The sequence below is a fragment of the Pandoraea sp. CB10b_02 genome (assembly GCF_002216225.1).
GTDB classification, from domain to species: domain Bacteria; phylum Pseudomonadota; class Gammaproteobacteria; order Burkholderiales; family Burkholderiaceae; genus Pandoraea; species Pandoraea nosoerga.
In genome coordinates this window covers 172318-195456 of sequence record NZ_NJGW02000003.1, presented here as the reverse complement: position 1 = coordinate 195456, position 23139 = coordinate 172318, and the positions used below count along the sequence as shown (strand labels likewise).

The following is a 23139-nucleotide window of genomic DNA, read 5'->3' as shown; positions in this document are numbered from 1 at the left end:
TACGAATTTTGGAATATCGGGTGTGGGGCGCTCGCGCCGGCCGTCTCGCCGTGCGCTCTTGTGCGGCGCCCGCGGCCAGGGCCGAAGGCGGCGGGTCGCGCGCGTGGCGCAGGGCGCCGGCGCACGCGGGCGAAGATCAACTAATTCGGTCGGTGGCCGAGGTGGCGAAGTCGCGTCGTGCGCTCGGACCGTTGGCGTCGAGCGCATGGGCGAAGTAGGCGCGCGCCTCGCGCGTGTCCTGCGCGATGGCGGCTTCGAGTTCGGCCAGGCCGTCGAATTTCGCTTCGTCGCGCAGTTTCTGCAGGAATTCCACGCGCACCAGCTTGCCGTAGCAATCGCCGACGAAATCGAGCAGATGCACTTCGAGCAGCACGCGCCCGGAGTCGTCCACGGTGGGGCGCAGTCCCATGCTGGCCACGGCCGGCAGCGCCCGCTCGGCCAGGCCGTGCACCTGCACCACGAAAATGCCCGAGAGGGCCGGGTGCTTGTGCGCGATGCGCAGGTTCAGCGTGGGGAAGCCGAGCTTGCGGCCCAGCTTCATACCGTGCACCACGTGGCCCGTGATCGCGTAAGGGCGGCCCAGCAGCGCGTGGGCGCGCTCGAAGTTGCCGTCGGCCAGCGCCGCGCGCACTTCCGAGCTGGAGATGCGCACGCCGTCGTGCGCGATGGTCGGCATCTGCTCGACGACGAAGTCGAAGCGCCGGCCCGCGTCGCGCAGGTACTCGATGTCGCCTGCGCGCTTGGCGCCGAAGCGGAAGTCGTCGCCCACGAGCAGCCAGCGCGTGTGCAGGCCGTCGACGATGATGTTGCGCACGAAGTCTTCGGGCGATTGGCCGGCGAAATGGGCGTTGAAGTGCTCCACTACCAGCCGGTCGACGCCGTGCGCGCGCAGCGCCTCGAATTTGTCACGCAGGTTCGAGATGCGCGCGGGTGCCTTGTCGGGCGTGAAGTACTCGCGCGGATGCGGCTCGAACGTCATCACGCACACCGGCAGGCCGCGCGCGGCCCCTGCGGCGCGCACGCGCGCGAGCAGCGCCTGATGGCCCAGGTGCACGCCGTCGAAATTGCCGATCGTCAGCACGCAGGGCGCTTTGCTTTGCGCGTTGGGTAGACCCCGGAAGACTCGCACGATAAAGGAAGCGTCAGTACAGGACGTTGAGTGAGCGTTGGTGGAACCGGGCGGCGGGCAGCGAGGGGCCGGCGGCCTGCGGCGGCGGGACGGGCCCGGTGGCGCAGGACGGCCGATCCGACATTGCGGCGCCGCAGAACGTTGAATTATAAACGCTTCGGGGCCTTCGCGGCGCGGATCGGCTGTCTGGTGCGACGCGCCAATGATAAAATCCGCCGATGAAGAACATTGTGATCCTGATTTCCGGACGAGGCAGCAATATGCAGGCTATCGTCCGCGCCTGTACCGCCGAAGGCTGGCCGGCCCGCGTGGCAGCCGTCATCGCCAATCGCGCCGAGGCCGAAGGCCTGGCGTTCGCGCAGCAACACGGCATCGCCACGGCTGTCGTGCCGAGCCGCGGCAAGACCCGCGAGGCGTTCGACGCCGAACTGGCCGCCGAAATCGACCGCCATCGGCCGGATCTGGTCGTGCTGGCCGGTTTCATGCGCATTCTCACACCGGAATTCACCGAGCGCTACGCGGGCCGGCTCGTCAACATCCATCCGTCTTTGCTGCCCGCGTTCACGGGCCTGCAGACGCACGCCCGCGCGCTCGAGGCCGGCTGCAAGATCGTCGGCGCGACCGTGCATTTCGTCACGGCCGATCTCGATCACGGCCCCTTCGTGCTGCAGGCGGCGGTGCCCGTGCGCGCCGGCGACACGCCGCAGACGCTCGCGGCGCGCATCCTGCCGCTCGAACACATCATTTATCCGCGCGCCGTGCGCTGGTTCGTGGAAGATCGTCTGATCGTGGCCGATGGCCGCGTGACGGTCAAACCCGCCGCCGACGGCACGCCTGAACCGCAATGGCTCTTTGGTGAGGACGCATGAGCACACGCCCGACCCAGCGCCGCGATGGCGCACACACCGGCAGCCGCCACGGCGGCAAGTCATTCGATTCGCGCAACGCGGCCAAGGGCAGCCGGGGCGGCCGTCCCGGCGCCGAACGTCGCCACGGGGCGCCCGAAGCGCCGCCGACCGAGAGCGCGCGCATGCGCGGCGAGCGACTCTCGCCGGCGCTGTTCGAGCACACGCAGATGCTGCTCGGCAGCGTGCTCAAGTTCACCGGTCCGGCCGACACCCTCGTGAGCACGTACTTCCGCGCGAACGCCAAGCTGGGCCACCGCGAGCGCGGCGTGCTTGCCGAGACGGTTTTCGCCATCCTGCGCCGCAAGCTCGAGTTCGGCCAGCACGCCACGAGCGGCACGGGGCCGCTGGAGCGCCGTCTGGCGCTGCTCGGACTGGCGTTCACGCGCGGCATCGCCTCGGTGGAACTCGTGGCCACGCCGGAGGAGGCCGCGTGGCTCGAGCACGTCGGTCAGATCGATCCGGCGAGCCTCGCCGCGCGGGTGCGCACCAACCTGCCGGAGTGGCTCTACGAACGTCTGGCCAGGCGCTTCGACGCGCAGGAACTCGAAGCGCTGGCCGCCGCGCTCAACCAGCCCGCGCCGCTCGACTGCCGCGTGAACGTGGTCAAGGCGAGCCGCGACGACGTGCTCGCCCAGCTGCGCGCCGACGGTTTCTCTGCCGAGCCGACGCCTTTCGCGCCGAACGGCATTCGTCTGGCGGGCAAGCCGGCGCTGCAGAAGCATCCGCTTTTCATGTCGGGGGCGATCGAAGTGCAGGACGAGGGCAGCCAGTTGTTGTGCCAGCTCGTGGCGCCGCGTCGCGGCGAGATGATCGTCGATTTCTGCGCCGGCGCGGGGGGCAAGACGCTCGCCATTGGCGCGCAGATGCGCTCGACGGGCCGTCTGTATGCGTTCGACGTGTCGGAAAAGCGCCTCGCCAAGCTCAAGCCGCGTCTGGCGCGCAGCGGGTTGTCGAACGTCTATCCGGTCATGATCGACAGCGAGAACGACAGCAAGATCAAGCGTCTGGCGGGCAAGATCGATCGCGTGCTCGTCGACGCGCCGTGCAGCGGGCTCGGCACGCTGCGTCGCAATCCCGATCTGAAATGGCGCCAGTCGCCGCAGTCGGTCGAGGAGCTCACGCACAAGCAGGCGTCTATCCTCGCGAGCGCCGCGCGTCTGGTCAAACCGGGTGGCCGTCTCGTGTACGCTACGTGCAGTTTGCTGACGGAGGAAAATGGCGAGATTGCCGAGGCGTTTGCCGCGGCGCATCCGGAGTTCGTGCTGGTGCCGGCCAACGAGCTGCTCGCCTCGCAGAAGATCGGCCTCGGTAGCGGGGGCGGTAGCGGGGCGGGTAGCGGGGCCGATCGCGGTCTGGACACGGGCAAGTATCTCGAACTGCTGCCGCACCGCCACGCGACCGACGGCTTCTTTGCCGCCGTGTTCGAGCGCCGTCCGGCCTGAGGCCGGAGGCGGCGGCCGCCGGCCTATAACAAGAGAGATCGCAATGCAGGAAAGTCCGGCTTTCGCGAAATTGGTGCGGGACGTCGTTCGTGATTTCGGCGACCCGCAGATCGTCTGGCAGATCGTGGCGCTCGTCGGGGCGCTCACCGTCGCGTTCATGGTGCGACGCTGGATGATCGGTCGGCTCGAACGCCATTTCGAGCGCGTGGCGCCCGCGCGGCGGGCGGGTTCGTCGAGCCTGCGCCGCTCGTTCTTCCCGATGTTCGGCTGGATGTGCGTGGCGCTCACGCGCGTGGTGCTGCAGGAATATATGCGCGTGTCGCTGCTGCGGCTCGCGGAGGTGCCGCTGTTCGGCACGGCACTCATCTACCTGGCGTTCTACTTCGCGCGGCGCCTGTTCGCCTCGTCGCCGCACGCTTACGGGCTGCTCAAGATCTTCGAGCGCGTATTCACGCTGTTCGCCTGGCTGTCGATGCTTGCCTACGTGCTGGGCGTGCACGACGACATCCTCACATGGCTGGGCAGCGTGCGATTCGCCGTCGGCGCGAGCCATCTGACGCTCCTCTCCATCCTGTCGGGACTGCTCTGGATCGGCGTGACGCTGGTGCTGGCCATGTGGGTCGGCTCACTGATCGAAGACCGGATCGTGCGCACCAGCACGCTCGACGGCAACCTCAAAGTGGTGCTCTCACGGCTGGTGAAGGGGGTACTCACCCTCATCGCCGTGCTCGCCACGCTGTCGTTCGTCGGCATCGACATCACGGTGCTCGGCGTGTTCGGCGGCGCGCTCGGCGTGGGGCTCGGTTTCGGCCTGCAGAAGATCGCGTCGAACCTCGTGTCGGGCTTCATCATCCTGCTCGACCGGTCGGTGCGCATCGGCGATCTCATCACGATCAGCCCGTACCACGGCACGGTCTCGCAGATCAATACGCGTTACACGGTGGTGCGCGGGCTCGACGGCGTGGAAGCGCTCGTGCCCAACGAGCAACTCGTGACGAACGTCGTGCAGAACCACTCTTTTACCGAGACGCGCGGCCGCGCCAAGGTGAACGTGCAGGTCGCGTACAGCGCCGATGTCGAACTGGCGATGCAACTGATGCTCAAGGCCGCCGAGGGGATCCCCCGCGTGCTGAGCGATCCGCCCCCTTTGGCATTGCTGCTCAACTTCGGCGCCGATGGGATGGATCTTGAAATGGGGTTTTGGATACAGGACCCGGCACAGGGCAGCGGAGCTATCCGCTCCGAGATCAATATGCGGATTTGGCGCACATTTCGCGAGCATGGCATTGAAATTCCGTATGCGCAGCGCGAAATACGCATTCTGAACGACTGGGCAGAGGGCGTGCCGGGCGCGTTCGCCGCTCAGGCGGGTTTACCGCCGGCCTCGGGGGCGGCAAACCCGCAAGCGCTGCCCGGCGCCGCGCAGACGCCCCCGCAGGCGGATGACGGCGTAAAGACGGCGCCGTAGACGCACTCGCCTACGGCGGCGGGTTGACCTGCGACAAAATGCGTGGCGGGCAGGCTACACACGGGCAACAGTCCGTCGGGTAAAATGCCCCCAAACCATAACAACCGACGTTCACCGGCACGTTTTCCGCCCATCTCGCCCCGGCTTCAGCAACTTGCCGACCTCCAGCGAATCCAAGCGTCAAGCGAGCGTAAGAACGAGACCTGACGCGGTGGCGGTGCAAGCCGCCCGGACCCGACAAGACAAGGCACGGCGGCTTGCCGTGATTGTTACTGTATTGATTAGTTTGGAGTGATATTTTGCTGGACAGTCTCCTTGGATTTCTCTCGACCGGCCTGCTCGACTGGAGCGGCTGGAAGATCACGTTGTTCACGCTGGGGCTCACCCATGTGACCATCGCGGCCGTCACGATCTATCTGCACCGCTGCCAGGCGCACCGCGCGCTGGACGTGCATCCGATCGTCTCGCACTTCTTCCGTTTCTGGCTGTGGATGACGACCGGCATGGTCACCAGCGAATGGGCCGCCATCCATCGCAAGCACCACGCCAAGTGCGAAACGCCGGAAGACCCGCACAGCCCGCAGACGCGCGGGCTGTGGAAGGTGCTCGCCGAAGGGGCCGAACTCTATCGCGCCGAGGCGAAGAACGAAGAGACGCTGCGCAAGTTCAGCCACGGCACGCCGAATGACTGGATCGAAAATCATGTCTACAAGCGCTATCCGATCCTCGGCGTGAGCCTCATGATGATCATCGACATCGCGCTGTTCGGCGCCATCGGTCTGACCGTCTGGGCCGTGCAGATGGTGTGGATTCCGTTCTGGGCGGCCGGGGTGGTCAACGGTCTGGGCCACTACTGGGGCTACCGCAATTTCAACTGCGCGGACGCGTCGACGAACCTGCTGCCGTGGGGCATCATCATCGGCGGCGAAGAATTGCACAACAACCATCACACGTATGCCACGTCGGCCAAGCTGTCGAACAAGTGGTACGAGTTCGATATCGGCTGGATGTACATCCGCATGCTCTCGGCCGTGGGACTCGCCAAGGTGAAGAAGATCGCGCCGACGCCCAAGCTCGCGAAGAACAAGGCTGCCTGCGACGACGATACGCTGCAGGCCGTGCTCTCGAACCGCTACGAAGTGATGGCGCGCTATGCCAAAACCTTCAAGCGCGCCTATGGCGAGGAACTGGCGCGCTTCAAGGAAAAGCGTCTGCATGGCGAGTATCAGCTGCTGCGCGGTGCGCGCAAGTGGCTGCATCACGACGAAGCGTCGCTGCAGGAGCCGCAGAAGCAGCAACTGGGCGAGATCTTCGCGCACAGCAATGCGGTGAAGACATACTACGAACTGCGCCGCGAGCTGGCCGGCATCTGGGAGCGTTCCAACGCCTCGCGCGAGCAACTGCTGAGCCAGTTGCAGAACTGGTGCCATCGCGCGGAGCAAAGTGGTATTCACGCCCTGCAGGAATTTGCTTCGCGCCTGCGCCGCTACGCGTGAACGGTCTCAGCCAGAATTGCGTTTTTGACGCATAATCGAAACCCCGCTACGGCGGGGTTTTTGTCATTCCCGGTCCCCACGGACCACGTGAACATGAACGCCTCACTCAAATCCGTAGAATTCGAGCGCCCCGCACCGAGCGGCGCCACGTGCGTTGCCCAGGCGTGGGCGCGCGTCCCGGAGACACCGTCGCAGGAGGAGCGCACCGCGCTCAAGGCCCGTATCAAGCGCCTGCTCGTCGAGCGCGATGCCGTGCTGGTGGCCCACTACTACGTCGATTCGGACTTGCAGGATCTCGCCGAGGAGACCGGCGGCTGCGTGGCCGATTCGCTCGAAATGGCGCGTTTCGGCCGCAACCATCCCGCCAAGACGCTCGTGGTGGCCGGCGTCCGCTTCATGGGCGAAACCTCCAAGATTCTCAGTCCCGAAAAACGCATTCTGATGCCGGATCTGGATGCGACCTGCTCGCTCGATCTGGGCTGCCCCGCCGACGAGTTCGCCGCTTTCTGCGATGCGCACCCGGACCGCACGGTCGTGGTGTATGCGAATACCAGTGCGGCGGTGAAGGCGCGGGCCGACTGGATGGTGACCTCCTCCATCGGGCTGGAGATCGTTGCGCATCTGCACGCGCAGGGCAAGAAGATCCTGTGGGCGCCGGACCGCCACCTGGGCAGCTACGTCCAGAAGCAGACGGGCGCCGACATGTTGCTGTGGCAGGGCGCGTGTCTCGTGCACGACGAATTCAAGGGGACGGAGCTGGAGCTGCTGCGCCGCGAATTTCCGAACGCCAAGGTGCTGGTGCATCCGGAGTCGCCGGCGTCGGTTGTCGAGCAGGCCGACGTGGTCGGCTCCACCTCGCAGATGATTGCCGCCGCGCAGACCATGGACGCGACCGAGTTCATCGTCGCGACCGACAACGGCATCCTGCACAAGATGCGGGCCGCGGCGCCGGGCAAACGTTTCATCGAAGCGCCGACGGCGGGCAACAGCGCCACGTGCAAGAGCTGCGCACACTGCCCGTGGATGGCCATGAACAGTCTGCAGAATCTGGCTGACGTGCTGGAGTCGGGACGAAACGAGATCCACGTCGATCCGGACATCGGGCAGCGCGCCCATACCTGTATCGACCGCATGTTGACGTTCGCCGAGGCGCGTAAGCAGAATGTGCGCGCCAGCGGCGATTTCGCGCGCGACGGCGCGCTGTTTGCCGGTGTAGGCCCCGCATGACGACGCAATCCCGACTCCTGAGCACCGACGAGGCGCTCTCTCCCGAATTCGCCAGCTTCGGCGAACCGCTCGAAGCTGCCCTGTCGCGCAATGTTCGCGACGCGCTCGAAGAAGACATCGGCGCCGGCGATCTGACCGGTCTGCTCGTGCCCGCCGACGAAATGGCGCACGCGCGCATCATCGTGCGCGAGTCGGCGGTACTGTGCGGCGTGCGCTGGTTCGAGCGCTGCATGAAGGGCGTGGACGCCTCCGTGCGTGTGCAATGGCATTACCGCGAAGGCGATCGCATGACGCCCGATTCGTCGGTTTGTGACATCTACGGCCCCGCGCGCGCGTTGCTCACCGGTGAGCGCACGTCGATGAACTTCCTGCAGATGCTCTCCGGTGTTGCGACTGCGGTGCGCCGATACGCCGATATCGTCGAGGGTACGAAAGCCCGGGTGCTCGACACGCGCAAGACGCTGCCGGGCCTGCGCCTCGCGCAGAAGTTTGCCGTGCGTGTCGGCGGCGGCGCCAATCAACGTCTCGCGCTCTACGACGGCATTCTCATCAAGGAGAATCACATCGCGGCCGCAGGCGGTATTCGGCAGGTGCTCGCCAACGCCGATCGTCTGGCCGACGGGGTGCCGGTGCAGATCGAAGTGGAGTCGCTCGAAGAGCTCGAAACGGCGCTCGAGTGTGGCGCCAAGTCGATCCTGCTCGACAATTTCTCGCTGGAAATGATGCGCGAGGCCGCGCGCGTGACGGATGGGCGTGCGGTACTCGAAGCCTCGGGCGGCATCAACCTCGAGACGTTGCGCGCGATTGCCGAGACGGGCGTCGACCGGATTTCGGTCGGGGGGCTGACCAAGGACGTGCGCGCCGCAGACTTCTCGATGCGAATTCTGGAGACGGTCGGTTAAGCCCTCGGGCGATTCCCATCGTCTGGCGCCAGGCCGCGCCAGACGCACGTCAGGGCGGCATCACCGACGCCGATCACGCCGCATCGAATCAAGAAAGCCGCAGCGTCGATTCTGCGGCTTTTTTTTTGATGGATGGAAAAACGCCACGTCAGGGCTTGCGGCGCGCCAGGTTGGGCGACAGGACGGTCGGCAGCGCCTTGGGCAGCGTATCGGGGAAGTCGCGCGAGAAGTGCAGGCCGCGGCTCTCGTGGCGCGATAGCGCGCTGTCCACGATGAGCGACGCGACGTCCACCAGATTGCGTAGTTCGAGCAGATCCCGGCTCACACGGAAATTGGCGTAATACTCGGTGATTTCCTCGCGAAGCAGGGCGATGCGATGCTGCGCGCGCTCCAGACGCTTGGTCGTGCGCACGATGCCGACGTAGTTCCACATCATGCGGCGCAGCTCGTCCCAGTTATGGGCGACGACGACCTCCTCATCGGCATCCGAGACGCGGCTCTCGTCGCAGGGCGGCACGTCGGCAACGGTCGGATGTGTGAACTCGCCGCGTTGAATGTCCTCCGCCGCGGCCTTGCCAAGCACGATGCATTCGAGCAGCGAGTTGCTCGCCAGCCGGTTGGCGCCATGCAGCCCCGTGTAGGTGGCTTCTCCGACCGCGTGCAGTCCCGGCAAATCCGTGCGGCCGTGCATGTCGGTGACGATGCCGCCGCACGTGTAATGCGCGGCGGGCACGACAGGAATCGGTTGCGTGGTGATGTCGATGCCGAGTTGGGCGCAGCGCGCGAGAATCGTCGGAAAATGCTCGCGAAGGAATTCCGGACTCTGATGGCTGATGTCGAGATAGACGCAGTCGAGCCCGTGCTTCTTCATCTCGAAGTCGATGGCGCGCGCCACGATGTCGCGCGGCGCCAACTCGGCGCGCGGGTCATGCTGAGGCATGAAGCGGGTGCCGTCGGGCAGCACCAGTCGTCCGCCTTCGCCGCGCACCGCTTCGGTGATCAGAAACGACTTGGCGTAAGGGTGATAGAGGCACGTCGGATGGAACTGGATGAACTCCATGTTCGCAATTCGGCAGCCGGCGCGCCAGGCCATTGCGATGCCGTCGCCGGTCGCGGTGTCCGGGTTCGTCGTATAGAGATAGACCTTGCCTGCACCGCCGGTCGCCAGCACCGTGTGGCGCGCCGTCATGGCGAGCACTTCGCCGGTGCCCAGATCCTGCACGTACAGACCCTGGCAGTGGCGTCCGGCGGTCGGTGCAGCGTCGAGGCGGTCCGACGTGATCAGGTCGATTGCGAAGTGATTCTCGAAAAGCGTGATGTTCGGATGGCGCCGCACGCGCTCCGTGAGCGTGGCGATCACTGCGTGCCCGGTGGCGTCGGCCGCATGGATGATGCGGCGATGGCTGTGGCCGCCCTCGCGCGTGAGGTGGAAGCCGAGTTCGGCGGCCTCGTCGCGGGTGAAGGGCACGCCCTGGGCGATGAGCCACTCGATCGCCTCGCGGCTGTGCTCGACGATGAAGCGCGTGGCGCCTTCGTCACAGAGTCCGGCGCCGGCGACCAGGGTATCGGCCACATGCTCGTCGACGCTGTCGGTCGAATCGAGCACCGCGGCGATGCCGCCTTGCGCCCAGTCGCTGGCCCCTTCGGGCATCGGGCGCTTGGCGACCAGCGCGACGCGGCAGGTGTCGGCTAGATGCAGGGCGACGGACTGGCCGGCGAGTCCACTGCCGACGATGACGACATCGAAATTCATGATACGGGCTGTCTCCGGAGTCGTCGCCACGGCGGTGGTGCGCGCCTCGTGATGGAAAATGAGCCAGTATAGCGAGTCAATACGCGTGTGGCACGAGCCACTATGCGCACCTTGGCGAAATAGTGTCGCGCGCGACTACGCAGCGCGTAGCGCAGCGAATTTCGGGACGCCCGGAAACGAAAAACCCCGCCAGGAGCGGGATAAAACGAAAAACCCCGCCAGGGGCGGGGTATCGAACGCAACGGCGAACCGTTGCGAGAAAACCTGTTGATCTTATTTGATCTTGGTTTCCTTGTAGGGCACGTGCTTACGAGCCACCGGATCGAACTTGCTGATTTCCATCTTTTCCGGATGGGTACGCTTGTTCTTGGTGGTCGTGTAGAAATGACCCGTGCCAGCGGTCGATTCCAGCTTGATCTTGTCGCGAGCGCCTTTTGCCATGATGAGCTCCTAAAACTTAGATGGCGTTGCGCGAACGCAGGTCGGCCAGAACGGCGTCGATACCGTTCTTGTCGATCAGGCGCAGGCCGGCATTCGAAATGCGCAGGCGCACCCAACGGTTTTCGCTCTCAACCCAGAACCGGCGATTTTGCAAGTTCGGGAGAAAACGGCGCTTGGTTTTGTTGTTGGCGTGGGAAACGTTGTTGCCGACCATCGGCGCTTTCCCGGTCACTTGACATACGCGTGCCATGAAGCACTCCTAACCCAGAATTCTGTGTAAAAAAATGGTGAGTCGAAAAGACAGACCGCGATGATACCACAAAAATCCCAGACAAATCAATCGCTTTAGTCGATGTAGGATGCGAGTCCCTGGCGGGAAACGTCTGTCGGAGATTCGGGGAAGGGACGGATTATAGCGCAAGCCGCCCCCGAGCGCGACATGCCTGCCGAATTCTTGTGCAAATGTTGCGGGAAATCACACCTCGCCGTGCTCCGCGAGCGAGTACACACTGCTGCCTGCCACGATGAAATGATCGAGCAGGCGGATCTCCAGCAGCGCCAGTGCTTCGCCCAACTGGCGGGTGAGCGCCAGGTCGGCCGTGCTCGGGCGCGCAACGCCGGACGGATGATTATGGGCGACGATGACCGCCGCAGCATGGGTCTCGAGGGCCGCCCGGACGATCTCGCGCGGGTAGGCGCAAGTCTGGGTGAGCGTGCCTTCGAACATCACCCGCGTGCTCACGAGCCGGTGAGCGGCGTCCAGAAACAGGCAGGCGAAGCGTTCGCGGGAGGGATCCTGCAGCGTTAGCCGCAGGTAATCGCGAACGCGCTCGGGCGAATCGAGCAGGCTGCCGGCCTGCATGCCTTCGCCGAGCATGCGGCGCGCGACTTCGAGCGCGGCCTGGAACTGAAGACATTTGGTCTGGCCGAGCCCGGGCACCTGCCGCAGCGTCTCGAACGGCATGGCCAGAAGCCGGGCGAGCGAGCCGCTGCGGGCGAGCAGGTCCCGGGCGAGATCGACGGCGTTGCGCCCGTGCGAGCCGGTGCGCAGCAAGATGGCGAGCAACTCGGCGTCGGAAAGGGCGCCGGGGCCGCGGGAGAGCATTTTTTCACGAGGGCGCTCGGTGAGCGGCCATTGGGCGATGGACATGACGACTCCGGAGGCGGATGCGCCCGGCCGCATGATGCCGGGGCGTCTCTGACGAACGAGGCTGCCGCCGATGGAAAAAATCGGGAACAGCGTTGATGGGGAGCCGGACGCGCAACGCGTCGTCGTTTACAATAATAGCTTGACCCTGCTGTGAGACCCCCATGAGTTCTGTCGCAACCCCCGTGGTTCAAGACGATTCCTATCTGACGCTCCACTACCGGATTGCCGCGCCCGACGGTGCGGACATCGTCAACACTTTCGAAGGCACCCCTGCGACGCTGCAGCTCGGCGGCGGCCAGATGGCGCCCACGCTGGAGCAGGCGTTGCTGGGAATGACGGTGGGGGAGCGGCGCCGCATCGAACTGGCGCCCGAGCAGGCATTCGGCCCACGCAATCCCGAGCTGCTGCAGCGCGTTTCGATGAAGACGTTGCAGGAGAACAGCAACTTCGGCGAAGAATATAGCGTCGGCGATCTGGTCGAGTTCAACGCGCCGAGCGGTGGCCGCTACGCGGGCATCCTGCGCGAGCTGGGCGACGGCTGGGCATTGTTCGACTTCAACCACCCGCTGGCCGGACAGCCGATCGTGTTCGAAGCCCAGATTATCGGCATTCTGTAGGAATCGAGATGAGCGCCACCCAATTCGTAGCACCGACGCTGTCGGATGCGGAAATCCTGCTGGCCCAGCCGCGCGGCTTTTGCGCCGGCGTCGATCGTGCGATCGAGATCGTCGAGCGCGCGCTGGCCATGTACGGCGCGCCGATCTACGTGCGCCACGAGATCGTGCACAACGCTTACGTCGTCGAGAATCTGCGCAAGAAGGGCGCGATCTTCGTCGAGGAACTCGCCGACGTGCCGCCGGGCAACACGCTGATCTTCAGCGCCCACGGCGTATCGCAAGCCGTCCGTGCTGAAGCGCAGGCGCGCGGGCTCCGCATTTTCGACGCCACGTGCCCCCTCGTCACGAAGGTCCACGTCGAGGTCGCGAAGATGCGCGGCCAGGGGCTCGAGATCATCATGATCGGCCACAAGGGCCACCCCGAAGTCGAGGGCACGATGGGGCAGTCGGGCGAGGGCATGTTCCTCGTCGAGACGATCGAAGACGTGCTGAATCTGCAGGTGGCCGACGAGAGCAAGCTGGCCTACGTCACGCAGACGACGCTCTCCGTGGACGACGCCGCCGAAGTCATCAATGCGCTCAAGAAGCGTTTCCCGGCGATCGTCGAGCCGAAGAAGCAGGACATCTGCTATGCCACGCAGAATCGTCAGGACGCCGTGAAATTCATGGCGCCGCAATGCGACGTCGTGGTGGTCGTGGGCAGCCCGAACAGCTCGAACTCGAACCGCCTGCGCGAAGTGGCCGAGAAGATGGGCGTGCCGGCCTACATGGTCGATTCGCCCGACCAGCTCAAGCCCGAGTGGTTCGACGGCAAGCGTCGCATTGGCGTGACGGCAGGTGCGTCGGCGCCCGAAGTGCTGGCGCAGTCGATCGTGTCGCGTCTGCGTGAGTTGGGCGTGAACCAGGTCAAGGTGCTCGAGGGCGTTGAAGAGAACATCGCGTTTCCGCTGCCCAAGGGCCTCACGCAGGTGGCCGCCGACTGAGCGCCGACCTCGTGAAAAGCGGCGGCCGTTCGCGGTAACGCCGCACAGGCGCAGCGCACACGCCGCATCGCCAGCAAACCGGAGCGTCGCATCGGGCGACCTCCGGTTTTTTTATTGCCCTTCGCGTTCCGCCGCCCGCGCTTGCCTGGGGCGCGTCGTGTCGCGTGTGTCGCCCGTGCTACCTGTGCCGCCTGTGCCGCCTGTGCCGGCGCGCCGCTTTCAGGCGGGTTCGCCAGCGCCCCTGCCTGTTCGCTTCCCATCCCGTTCCCCCGATTGGGTTGGAACCTCACAAAACCCGCAAAACCCAGCAAAACCCCGCTGCGCAATTCACGCATGCGGCTCCCATGATTTGCGAGGTCGCCGCATGTCCGAATCCGTGCATTTCCGTGTGTTGTCTGGTGAAACTGGACGCCCTAATTATTTATTCAACAATTACAGAATTCAAACCCGTAACTGATATTCGGTTTTGGTAAATCCAGTTATTTATACACTTCCTTAATTAGACGAAACCCTCAAAATCGCATGGGCACGGGAATTGCTTATTAGATTGGTGCGCTGTACAGGCCCATAGATGGTGCAGTGCATGCACCATGAAGCCGCCCGGGTGCGAGCACGCGGGTGAATAAAACGTTTAACGATTCCGGGGTTGCGCTTTTGAAAAATTAGGGTTGCACAAGCTGGTATAAACCTTAGGCCTCCATTATGGAAAACCCTGTGACGGCGAGCGTCGCAGCCGCAAAGAATGGAGTTACAATGCGCGCGTTTCGCATACGAAACATTGAATTGGCGTCATTGGCGTTATTAAAGCGCCGACAATCAGGAGATAATCACATGCAACTCAAGTTCGCGAAGGTACTGCCCGTAGTCGCCGCAGTGACGCTGTTGGCGGCATGCGGTCAGAAGGAAGAAAAGCAGGCCGATTCGGGTGCCGCTTCTGCACCTGCCGCGACGACTGCCGCTAGCGGGGGCGGCGATGCGGTTGTAGTCAAAATTGGTCACGTTGCACCATTGACGGGCCAGATTGCCCACTTGGGCAAAGATAACGAAAACGGTGCACGCCTCGCCATCGAGGAAGCCAACAAGGCCGGCCTGACGCTCGACGGCAAGCCGGTCAAGCTCGAACTCGTGGCCGAAGACGACGCCGCCGATCCGAAGACCGCAACGCAGGTTGCCCAGAAGCTCGTCGACGAGAAGGTGGTCGCCGTCGTGGGGCACCTGAATTCGGGCACGACGATCCCGGCCTCGAAGATCTACAGCGACGCCGGCATCGTTCAGATCTCCCCGTCGGCAACCAACCCGGCCTATACGCAGCAGGGTTTCAAGACGACCTATCGCGTCGTCGCCACGGACGCCCAGCAGGGTCCGGCACTCGCCAACTACGCGAGCAAGTCGCTTGGCGCCAAGTCGGTGGCCATCGTCGATGACGCAACGGCTTACGGCAAGGGGCTGGCCGACGAGTTCGAGAAAACCGCCAAGGCCAACGGCCTGAAGGTGCTCTCGCACGACGCGACCAACGACAAGGCCACGGACTTCCGCGCGATTCTGACGAAGATCAAGGGTGAGCGTCCGGACATCATCATGTACGGCGGCATGGACGCCACCGGCGGCCCGTTCGCCAAGCAGTCGAAGGAGCTGGGCATCGGCGCCAAGGTGCTCGCCGGCGACGGCGTGTGTACCGACAAGGTGGCCGAACTGGCCGGCGACGCCATCGACAACATCGTGTGCTCGGAAGCGGGCATGGCGCTGTCGAAGATGGAGGGCGGTGCAGACTTCTCGAAGCGTTACGAAGAGCGCTTCAAGCAGCCGATCCAGATCTACGCCCCGTTCACGTATGACGCCATCAACGTGATCGTCGACGCCATGAAGCGCGCCAACTCGGCCGATCCGGCGAAGATCCTGGCCGCCATGCCGGCCACGGACTACAAGGGTGTCATCGGTCACATCGCCTTCGACAGCAAGGGCGACATGAAGGAGCCGGTGATCACGCTCTACAACTACAAGGACAAGAAGAAGAGCGTGCTCGACGTGGTGAAGATGTAACTCCCGGGCGCTCGCGCCATGAAACGGCACCGTCGCCTACCCGTTCGGTGCCGTTTCCTCATCTGCGGATCGATGCCGTGCCTGCATGACGGGCGCGGCCCTCCTCCTCACACAGGATTACGCCTCATTACCCGCAGTTCTCCCGGTTTCGTCGCACGTCCTATCGGGCAAGCGTGCCGGGAGCCCGTTTTCGGGACAAGGAGTTAGCTTCATGGATATTCTTATCCAACAAATCTTGAACGGCCTCGTGCTTGGCAGCGTCTACGCGATCATTGCACTCGGCTATACGATGGTCTACGGCATTCTGGGCATCATCAACTTCGCCCACGCCGACGTGATGATGATCGGCGCCATGGTCGCGCTGTCCACCATCAACCTGTTGTTGAAGGTCGCGCCGGACATGAACCCGGCGCTCATGCTGGCCATTGCCACGCTCGTGTGTATGCCCGTGTGTGCCCTGACCAACTTCGTGATCGAGCGCGTGGCCTACCGGCCGTTGCGCAACGCGCCGCGTCTTGCGCCGCTGATCACGGCCATTGGCGTGTCGCTGCTGTTGCAGACCATCGCCATGCTGATCTGGTCGCGCAACCCGCTCTCGTTTCCGCAACTGCTGCCGACCGATGCGCTCACGATCATCCCGCAGCGCGGCGATCATCCGGGCGCGGTGACCAACGGCACCGGTATCGTGATCGTCGTCGTCGCGTTCCTGGTGATGTTCGGCCTGACGCAGCTCGTGAACCGGACCAAGCTCGGACGCGCCATGCGTGCGACGGCGGAAAACCGCAACGTGGCCGGTCTCATGGGCGTGAACCCCAACTTCGTGATCTCCGCGACGTTCGCGCTGGGCGGCGCCCTGGCGGCGCTCGCGGGCGTGATGATGGCGTCGAACTACGGCAACGCCCACTTTTACATGGGCTTCATCCCCGGCATGAAGGCGTTCACCGCGGCGGTGCTCGGCGGTATCGGCAACCTGCAGGGGGCGATGGTCGGCGGCGTGCTGCTCGGCCTGATCGAAGCGCTCGGGGCAGGCTACATCGGTGATCTCACCGGTGGGGTATTCGGAAGTAACTATCAGGACGTGTTCGCGTTCATCGTCCTGATCGTCGTGCTGGTGTTCCGTCCGAGCGGTCTGCTTGGCGAACGCGTGGCCGATCGTGCATAAGCGGGGAGGACCGACATCATGAATCAACCCGTGCAAACGTCCTCCGGGCCGGCCACGCAGATCTCTGCGGCGGCGGCCACGCGCAAGGCCTACCGCGGCCTCGCGCTGTTTCTCGTGGCGGCAATCTTCGCGCCCGTGCTCGTCGGTTATGCCGGCGGCAACTACTGGGTGCGCGTGCTCGACTTCGCGCTGCTCTACATCATGCTCGCGCTGGGCCTGAACATCGTCGTGGGCTTCGCCGGCCTGCTCGACCTGGGCTACATCGCGTTCTATGCGGTCGGCGCGTATGTCACGGCATTCCTCAGCTCGCCTCACCTGACCACGCAATTCGAGTGGATCGCGCACATGTTCCCCGCCGGACTGCACGTGCCGGTGTGGTTCACGATCCCGATCGGGGCGGCGGTCGCGGCGGTGTTCGGCATTCTGCTCGGTGCCCCGACCCTGCGCCTGCGCGGCGACTACCTGGCCATCGTGACGCTGGGCTTCGGCGAGATCATCCGCATCTTCATGAACAACCTCGACCGGCCGGTGAACATCACCAACGGCCCGAAGGGGATCACCGGCATCCAGCCCGCGTCGCTGTTCGGCTTCGATTTCTCGAAGGCGCACAACTTCTTCGGGTTCCAGGTGAGCTCGGTGTACATGTACTACTACCTGTTCGTGTTCCTCGCGCTGCTCATTGCGTTCATTTGCGTGCGCTTGCAGCACTCACGCATCGGGCGCGCCTGGGTGGCGATTCGTGAAGACGAAATCGCCGCGAAGGCGATGGGTATCAACACGCGCAACATCAAGTTGCTCGCGTTTGCCATGGGGGCGTCGTTCGGCGGCGTGGCCGGCGGCATGTTCTCGGCGTTCCAGGGCTTCGTCTCGCCGGAGTCGTTCACTTTCTGGGAGTCGATCGTCGTGCTCTCGATGGTGGTGCTCGGCGGCATGGGCCACATTCCGGGCGTGATTCTGGGCGGCGTGCTGCTCTCGGCGTTCCCCGAGATTCTGCGCTCGACCATGGGCCCGTTGCAGATGAAGTTGTTCGGCAGCGTCATCGTCGATCCCGAAGTGATCCGGCAGTTGCTGTACGGTCTGGCCATGATCCTGATCATGCTCTACCGTCCGGCCGGCCTGTGGCCGTCGCCGCGTCCGGAAGAGCGGACTCTGTAAGCCGAGGGAGACGAATTCAAGATGAGCGAACAAATTCTTCTGTCCGTCAAGGGCGTGAACAAGCGCTTCGGCGGTCTGCAGGCTCTCACCGACGTGGGGCTGGAGATCAGGCCGGGGCAGATCTATGGCCTGATCGGCCCCAACGGCGCGGGCAAGACCACGTTCTTCAACGTGATCACGGGCCTGTACACGCCCGATTCGGGCGAATTCCGTCTGGCCGGCGAGTCGTACAAGCCGAGTGCCGTGCACGAGGTGGCGAAGGCCGGCATTGCGCGCACGTTCCAGAACATTCGCCTGTTCGGCGGCATGACGGTGATTGAGAACGTGATGGTCGGGCGCCACGTGCGCACGAAGATGGGCGTGGTCGGCGCAATCCTGCGCCACCCGGGGGCCAAGGCCGAGGAGCGCGCCATTCGCGATCGTGCGATGGAACTGCTCGAATACGTGGGCGTGGCCAAGTACGCCAACTACACGGCGGCGAATCTCTCTTACGGCCACCAGCGCCGTCTGGAGATCGCGCGCGCGCTGGCGACGGATCCGAAGCTGCTCGCGCTCGACGAGCCCGCAGCCGGCATGAACGCGACCGAGAAGGTCGAGCTGCGCGGCCTGCTCGACAAGATCCGCAGCGACGGCAAGACGATCCTGCTCATCGAGCACGACGTGAAGCTGGTGATGGGGCTGTGCAACCGCATGACGGTGCTCGATTACGGCAAGGTGATTGCCGAAGGTTTGCCGCAGGACGTGCAGAACAATCCTGCGGTGATTGAAGCGTATCTCGGTGCAGGAGGCCATTGATGAGCGCAATGTTGACGATCAAGGGCCTGAAAGTCGCTTACGGCGGTATCAAGGCGGTCAAGGGCATCGACCTGAATATCCAGCCGGGCGAGCTGGTCACGCTCATCGGTGCGAACGGGGCGGGCAAGACGACCACGATGAAGGCGATCACCGGCCTGTTGCCATGGGCCGAGGGCGACATCGAGTATCTGGGCAAGTCGATTCGCGGGGTGAAGGCGTTCGATTTGCTCAAGCAGGGGCTGGCGATGGTCCCGGAGGGTCGCGGCATCTTCACGCGCATGACCATCCTCGAGAACATGCAGATGGGGGCGTACCTGCGCAACGACACCGCGGGCATCAAGCAGGACGTCGATCGGATGTTCGGCATCTTCCCGCGCCTGAAGGAGCGCAAGGACCAACTCGCGGGCACGCTCTCGGGAGGGGAACAGCAGATGCTGGCAATGGCGCGCGCGCTCATGAGCCAGCCGAAACTGTTGCTGCTCGACGAGCCGTCGATGGGACTCTCGCCGATCATGGTGGAGAAGATCTTCGAAGTGGTGCGCACGGTTTCGGCCGAGGGCGTGACGGTGCTGCTCGTGGAGCAGAACGCGCGTCTTGCGCTGCAGGCGGCGCACCGCGGCTACGTGATGGACAGCGGCCTCGTCACGATGACCGGCGATGCGAAAGACATGCTCGACGACCCGAAGGTGCGCGCGGCGTATCTCGGCGAGTAGGGGCGGGAAACGTCAGCCGGCAAGTCCGGCTGACGAAACAGGAAGGGCGCCCGGTGGTCCGCATCCGGCGCCCTTCTTCGTGTTCTCCGGCGAGCCCGTCACCAGGCGCCCATCCCGCTTCCCGGGGCCGCCGGCAGCCGCTTGCCGAGGCTCACGACGTCGTCGGCGGCGTAGCCGTGGGCGCTGTAGAACGCCAGCGCTTCGCGCGAGCCGGTCAGCACCTGCAGATTCAGCTTGAGACATCCGCGCTGCGCGAGCGCGCTTTCCGCGTGGCGCAGCAGGGCGCTCGCCACGCCGCGGCGCCGCAGCGCGCGCGCCACCGCCAGCGAGTACACCCACCCGCGATGCCCGTCATAGCCCGCCATCACCGTGCCCGCAATCTTGCGCTCGCGGACCGCAACGAAGAACAGGCCGTCACGCATCGCCACCTTGTTCGCGATCGACCGGCGCGGTTCGCGATGCGGCTTGTCCGGCGCGTTGTACTCGGGGAACGCGTCGCGCCACAACGCGAGCACCGCCTCCGTGTCCGCCTCGTCGAACGGGCGAATGCGAATATCCACCGGCGCGCCCGTCATGGCGCCTCCCGCTTGCCGGTGTACACGTCGGGCCGATGAATCTGCATCATCTTGTTGACCGGGCCGAGCGGCTCGAAACCGTAGCGCGCGTACAAACCCGCCGCATCGGTCGTCGCCAGCAGGAAGCGCCGCAGTCCCTGCAGCGCCGGGTGCGCCAGCACGTTCTCGCACAGACGCTTGCCGATGCCCAGCCCGCGCATCGGAGGATCGACGAATACGTCGGCCAGATACGCGAACGTCGCACGATCGGTGATCACACGCGCGAACCCCACCTGACGCACGGGGCCCCCTTCGACCTCGGTGGCATACGCGCCGAAACACAGCGAGTGCGAAATGGCGCGCATGAGCGTCTCGCGCGGAATGTCCTTCGCCTAGTGCGTCTGCGTGGACAGCGCGTGGTGAATGAAGCCGATGTCGAGCCGGGCCGGATCGGACGAAATCTCGACGATGGCGTCCGCGGGCGGCGTCGCATGGGCGTGACTCATGTCGTTCATTGACGGGTGCTCCCAGGAGTGGACAGGGCGCGCGCCGCGCCCGGCGCGAGGGCCGGACGGGCGGGCTGACCCCGCAAGGTTTTCAGACGTGCTTGGCGAGCAGCGTGTCGAGCATCGAGAGCATCTGGTCGATTTCCTCGCGGCTCACGTTCAGTGCGGGCATGAAGCGCAGCAGGTTCGGACGCGCCGAATTGAGCAGCAAGCCGTCCGGCGCCATGTCGCGCGCCGCTTCGACCAGTTGCGGGCCGATGTCGCGCCCGAGCAGCAGCGCGCGCAGCAGGCCCGCGCCGCGCTCGCCCTCGCCGCCGTACTTCGACGACAGATGCTGCAGCCCGGCGCTCAGATAATCGGCCTGCGCACGCACGAATTCGAGAAAACCGGGCGCGCTCACCGTGCGCATGACCGCGAGACCCACGGCGCACATGAGCGGATTGCCGTTGTACGTGCCGCCCTGATCGCCGGGCTGGAACACGGCGAGCTCGTCGGCGCACAACATCGCCGCGAGCGGCACGCCGCCGCCGATGCCTTTGCCGAGCGTCATGATGTCGGGCACGATGCCGGCCTGCTGATGCGCGAAGAGCGTGCCGGTGCGTCCGCAACCGGTCTGCACCTCGTCGACGATCAGCAGCAGCCCGCGCGCCTGCGTGAGCGCGCGCAGTTCCTTGAGGAAGGTCGTCGTCGCCGGCACGACGCCGGCCTCGCCCTGAATCGGCTCGAGCATCACGGCCACCGTGTCGGGGCCGATCAGCGCTTCGACCGATGCCAGGTCGTTGAGCTCCGCCTTCGGAAAGCCCGGCACCTGCGGCGCGAAGATCGTGTCCCAACCCGGCTTGCCGCTCGCGGACATCGTTGCGAGAGTACGGCCATGGAAGCCGTTCCGGAACGTGATGATCTCGTAGCGCGCACCGCCCGAGGCGTTCGGGTGCAACTGCCCCCACTTGCGGGCGAGTTTGATGGCGCTCTCGTTGGCCTCCGCGCCGCTGTTCGCGAAGAAGACCTTGCCGAGCCCGGAGAGCGTCGCGAGCAGGTCGGCCAGCTCGATCATCGGGCCGTTGTAGAACGCGGGGCTCGGATTGAGCAGCAGCGCGCCTTGCGTGGCGAGCGCGTCGCGCATCACCGGATGGCAGTGGCCGAGGCTGTTGACCGCCCAGCCCTGGATGAAGTCGAGATATCGCTTGCCCTCGTGGTCGTACAGCCAGCCGCCCTTGCCGTGCGTGAAGACGAGCTCGGGGCGCGTGGTGATAGGCAGCAGCGCCCCGGTGGGGAACTCGGCGAACCTGGCGTTACGCGCGGCTCCGGGCGCATTGGAGGGCGGAACGGCGGGCGAGTTGGCAAGCGACATGACGGTCTCCGAAGGACAAGGGTGAAAGAGACGAGGGAATAAAAAAAGCCACGGGGACTGCCCGTGGCTTCGCTGTGCTTGAGAACTTGCGTGTTATCGCAGTCGATAGCGTGCCGCGCGGCATCCCGGTTGGGGCAGCGTGCGGCGACGTCGGATCGAGGCGATGGCAATCAGGTTCATGTCGGCAAGCATAAGGGGGTGACGCGGCGCTTGTCAAAGGGTAAGCGCGCACTGTGGCGTGCGCGCATCTTTGCGAGGTCCAGGATCGCCGCCCGGCGCGCGGCGCACGGTCCGCCCGTCAGTGGCCGCCGCCGGGGTTGTCGGCCTCGGTGGTGAACGCGTCGGCGAAGAACGCATCCTCCGGCAGGCCGTGGTGCGTGGTGAAGTCGCGCCGCGCCGACTCGACCATCACCGGCGCACCGCACGCGTAGACTTCGTGGCCCGACAGGTCCGGCAGGTCTTCCACCACGGCCCGGTGAACGAAGCCCGTGCGGCCCTGCCACCGGTCTTCGGGCGCGGCCTCGGAGAGCACCGGCACGAACGTGAAGCCCGGAATGTCGCGCGCCCACTGTTCGGCCAGTTCGCGCATGTAGATGTCCTTGAGCTGGCGTGCGCCCCAGTACAGCGTCATCGGGCGTGCCAGTCCCTTGTGTACGGCATGCTCGACGATGGCCTTGATCGGCGCGAAGCCCGTGCCCGAGGCGAGCAGCACGATCGGCCGGTCGGAGTCCTCGCGCAGGAAAAACGTGCCCAGCGGGCCTTCGAAGCGCAGGATCTCGCGCTCCTTCATGTTGAGGAAGACGTGGTCGGTGAACGCGCCGCCGGGCATGTGCCGCAGATGCAGCTCCAGGAAGCCTTCCTCGTGCGGCGCGGTCGCCATCGAATAGCTGCGGCGCTTGCCGTCCTTCAGGATGAATTCGATGTACTGGCCGGCGAGGTACTGGAAGCGTTCGTTGGCGGGCAACTGCAGACGCATCACGATCACGTCGTCCGCGCGGCGCTCGAGCGCGTTCACGCGACAGGGCAGGCGCTTGACCGGAATGTCGCCGATGCCCTTGACCTCGCGCGATTCCACGACGAGATCGCCGCTCGCGTGCGCGCAGCACAGCAGCGCAAAGCCTCGCGTTTGCTCGTCCTTGGTGAGCGCGGAACTGGAATGCGCGCCGTGCTCGACGCTGCCCTCGACGAGCCTGGCCTTGCACGAGCCGCAGCCGCCGTTCTTGCACCCGTAAGGCAGGCCGATGCCCTGACGCAACGCGGCAGAAAGCACGGCCTCGCCGTCTTCGACCTGAAACTCGCGCCCGCTCGGCACGAGGGTAACGTTGTAAGCCATACTACAATCCGAAA

The 23139-nt window shown here is 65.0% G+C and carries 23 protein-coding genes; 13 read left to right on the top strand and 10 right to left on the bottom strand.

Going from position 1 to position 23139, the window contains the following annotated elements; all coding sequences use genetic code 11:
- Nucleotides 1-136: 136 nt before the first annotated feature.
- A complete protein-coding gene (locus tag CDN36_RS04335) occupies nt 137-1129 on the bottom strand; it encodes a bifunctional riboflavin kinase/FAD synthetase (protein WP_150556742.1) in 993 nt (330 codons plus the stop codon).
- Between the two features lie 218 nt (nt 1130-1347).
- Here CDN36_RS04335 and purN point away from each other — a divergent pair, with 218 nt between their 5' ends.
- The 6 genes from purN (at nt 1348) to nadC (ending at nt 8572) form a co-directional block, all read left to right on the top strand.
- A complete protein-coding gene (purN, locus tag CDN36_RS04330; protein WP_150556744.1) occupies nt 1348-1998 on the top strand; it encodes a phosphoribosylglycinamide formyltransferase in 651 nt (216 codons plus the stop codon).
- A 161-nt stretch (nt 1999-2159) separates the two neighbouring features.
- Nucleotides 2160-3479, top strand: a complete 1320-nt coding sequence (locus CDN36_RS04325; protein WP_150556774.1) for an RsmB/NOP family class I SAM-dependent RNA methyltransferase — start codon at nt 2160-2162, stop codon at nt 3477-3479.
- A gap of 43 nt (nt 3480-3522) precedes the next feature.
- Complete coding sequence (locus CDN36_RS04320) at nt 3523-4947, top strand: mechanosensitive ion channel family protein (protein WP_150556745.1); 1425 nt, start codon at nt 3523-3525, stop codon at nt 4945-4947.
- Between the two features lie 299 nt (nt 4948-5246).
- Nucleotides 5247-6443 carry a DesA family fatty acid desaturase gene (locus CDN36_RS04315; protein ID WP_287496067.1) on the top strand — a complete coding sequence of 399 codons (1197 nt, stop codon included), beginning with the start codon at nt 5247-5249 and terminating at the stop codon, nt 6441-6443.
- A 93-nt stretch (nt 6444-6536) separates the two neighbouring features.
- Nucleotides 6537-7670, top strand: a complete 1134-nt coding sequence (gene nadA, locus CDN36_RS04310; RefSeq protein WP_287496066.1) for a quinolinate synthase NadA — start codon at nt 6537-6539, stop codon at nt 7668-7670.
- On the top strand, nt 7667-8572 hold the full coding sequence (gene nadC, locus CDN36_RS04305) for a carboxylating nicotinate-nucleotide diphosphorylase (RefSeq protein ID WP_241014072.1): 906 nt from the start codon (nt 7667-7669) through the stop codon (nt 8570-8572). The genes nadA and nadC overlap by 4 nt, the downstream gene beginning before the upstream one ends.
- Before the next feature lie 148 nt (nt 8573-8720).
- On the opposite strand, the gene nadB is transcribed toward nadC, so the two are convergent.
- The 4 genes from nadB to radC all read right to left on the bottom strand — a co-directional run bounded on the left by nadB (nt 8721) and on the right by radC (nt 11916).
- Nucleotides 8721-10325 (bottom strand): L-aspartate oxidase, encoded by a 1605-nt coding sequence (gene nadB, locus CDN36_RS04300; RefSeq protein WP_287496065.1) that lies wholly within the window; start codon nt 10323-10325, stop codon nt 8721-8723.
- Between the two features lie 273 nt (nt 10326-10598).
- A complete protein-coding gene (gene rpmG, locus CDN36_RS04295) occupies nt 10599-10766 on the bottom strand; it encodes a 50S ribosomal protein L33 (protein WP_010807102.1) in 168 nt (55 codons plus the stop codon).
- Between the two features lie 16 nt (nt 10767-10782).
- Nucleotides 10783-11016 carry a 50S ribosomal protein L28 gene (gene rpmB, locus CDN36_RS04290; RefSeq protein ID WP_039405121.1) on the bottom strand — a complete coding sequence of 78 codons (234 nt, stop codon included), beginning with the start codon at nt 11014-11016 and terminating at the stop codon, nt 10783-10785.
- Between the two features lie 225 nt (nt 11017-11241).
- Complete coding sequence (radC, locus tag CDN36_RS04285; protein ID WP_150556749.1) at nt 11242-11916, bottom strand: RadC family protein; 675 nt, start codon at nt 11914-11916, stop codon at nt 11242-11244.
- 161 nt (nt 11917-12077) lie between these two features.
- Between radC and CDN36_RS04280 the strand changes: the two genes are divergently transcribed.
- The 7 genes from CDN36_RS04280 (at nt 12078) to CDN36_RS04250 (ending at nt 19381) form a co-directional block, all read left to right on the top strand.
- Entirely contained in the window at nt 12078-12533 is a 456-nt protein-coding gene (locus tag CDN36_RS04280; protein WP_287496064.1) for an FKBP-type peptidyl-prolyl cis-trans isomerase, read from the top strand.
- 8 nt (nt 12534-12541) lie between these two features.
- A complete protein-coding gene (ispH, locus tag CDN36_RS04275) occupies nt 12542-13516 on the top strand; it encodes a 4-hydroxy-3-methylbut-2-enyl diphosphate reductase (RefSeq protein WP_150556751.1) in 975 nt (324 codons plus the stop codon).
- Nucleotides 13517-14347: 831 nt separating this feature from the next.
- Nucleotides 14348-15556 carry a branched-chain amino acid ABC transporter substrate-binding protein gene (locus CDN36_RS04270; RefSeq protein WP_150556752.1) on the top strand — a complete coding sequence of 403 codons (1209 nt, stop codon included), beginning with the start codon at nt 14348-14350 and terminating at the stop codon, nt 15554-15556.
- 211 nt (nt 15557-15767) lie between these two features.
- Nucleotides 15768-16718: a branched-chain amino acid ABC transporter permease gene (locus CDN36_RS04265; protein WP_150556753.1), complete on the top strand. Its 951-nt coding sequence runs from the start codon at nt 15768-15770 to the stop codon at nt 16716-16718.
- Nucleotides 16719-16736: 18 nt separating this feature from the next.
- A complete protein-coding gene (locus CDN36_RS04260; RefSeq protein ID WP_241014073.1) occupies nt 16737-17873 on the top strand; it encodes an ABC transporter permease subunit in 1137 nt (378 codons plus the stop codon).
- A gap of 21 nt (nt 17874-17894) precedes the next feature.
- Nucleotides 17895-18668 carry an ABC transporter ATP-binding protein gene (locus CDN36_RS04255; RefSeq protein ID WP_150556754.1) on the top strand — a complete coding sequence of 258 codons (774 nt, stop codon included), beginning with the start codon at nt 17895-17897 and terminating at the stop codon, nt 18666-18668.
- Entirely contained in the window at nt 18668-19381 is a 714-nt protein-coding gene (locus tag CDN36_RS04250) for an ABC transporter ATP-binding protein (RefSeq protein ID WP_370750473.1), read from the top strand. The genes CDN36_RS04255 and CDN36_RS04250 overlap by 1 nt, the downstream gene beginning before the upstream one ends.
- Nucleotides 19382-19479: 98 nt before the next feature.
- Here CDN36_RS04250 and CDN36_RS04245 read toward each other — a convergent pair whose 3' ends face one another.
- The 5 genes from CDN36_RS04245 to CDN36_RS04230 all read right to left on the bottom strand — a co-directional run bounded on the left by CDN36_RS04245 (nt 19480) and on the right by CDN36_RS04230 (nt 23125).
- Entirely contained in the window at nt 19480-19956 is a 477-nt protein-coding gene (locus CDN36_RS04245) for a GNAT family acetyltransferase (protein ID WP_287496063.1), read from the bottom strand.
- Nucleotides 19953-20300, bottom strand: coding sequence for a GNAT family N-acetyltransferase (locus tag CDN36_RS04240; RefSeq protein WP_353846846.1), 348 nt, complete (start codon nt 20298-20300; stop codon nt 19953-19955). Before CDN36_RS04240 ends, CDN36_RS04245 begins: the two co-directional genes overlap by 4 nt.
- Before the next feature lie 27 nt (nt 20301-20327).
- A complete protein-coding gene (locus tag CDN36_RS22510) occupies nt 20328-20450 on the bottom strand; it encodes a hypothetical protein (RefSeq protein WP_353846845.1) in 123 nt (40 codons plus the stop codon).
- Between the two features lie 82 nt (nt 20451-20532).
- Nucleotides 20533-21792: an acetylornithine transaminase gene (locus tag CDN36_RS04235; RefSeq protein ID WP_150556758.1), complete on the bottom strand. Its 1260-nt coding sequence runs from the start codon at nt 21790-21792 to the stop codon at nt 20533-20535.
- Nucleotides 21793-22090: 298 nt separating this feature from the next.
- Complete coding sequence (locus CDN36_RS04230) at nt 22091-23125, bottom strand: CDP-6-deoxy-delta-3,4-glucoseen reductase (RefSeq protein ID WP_150556759.1); 1035 nt, start codon at nt 23123-23125, stop codon at nt 22091-22093.
- Nucleotides 23126-23139 lie beyond the last annotated feature (14 nt).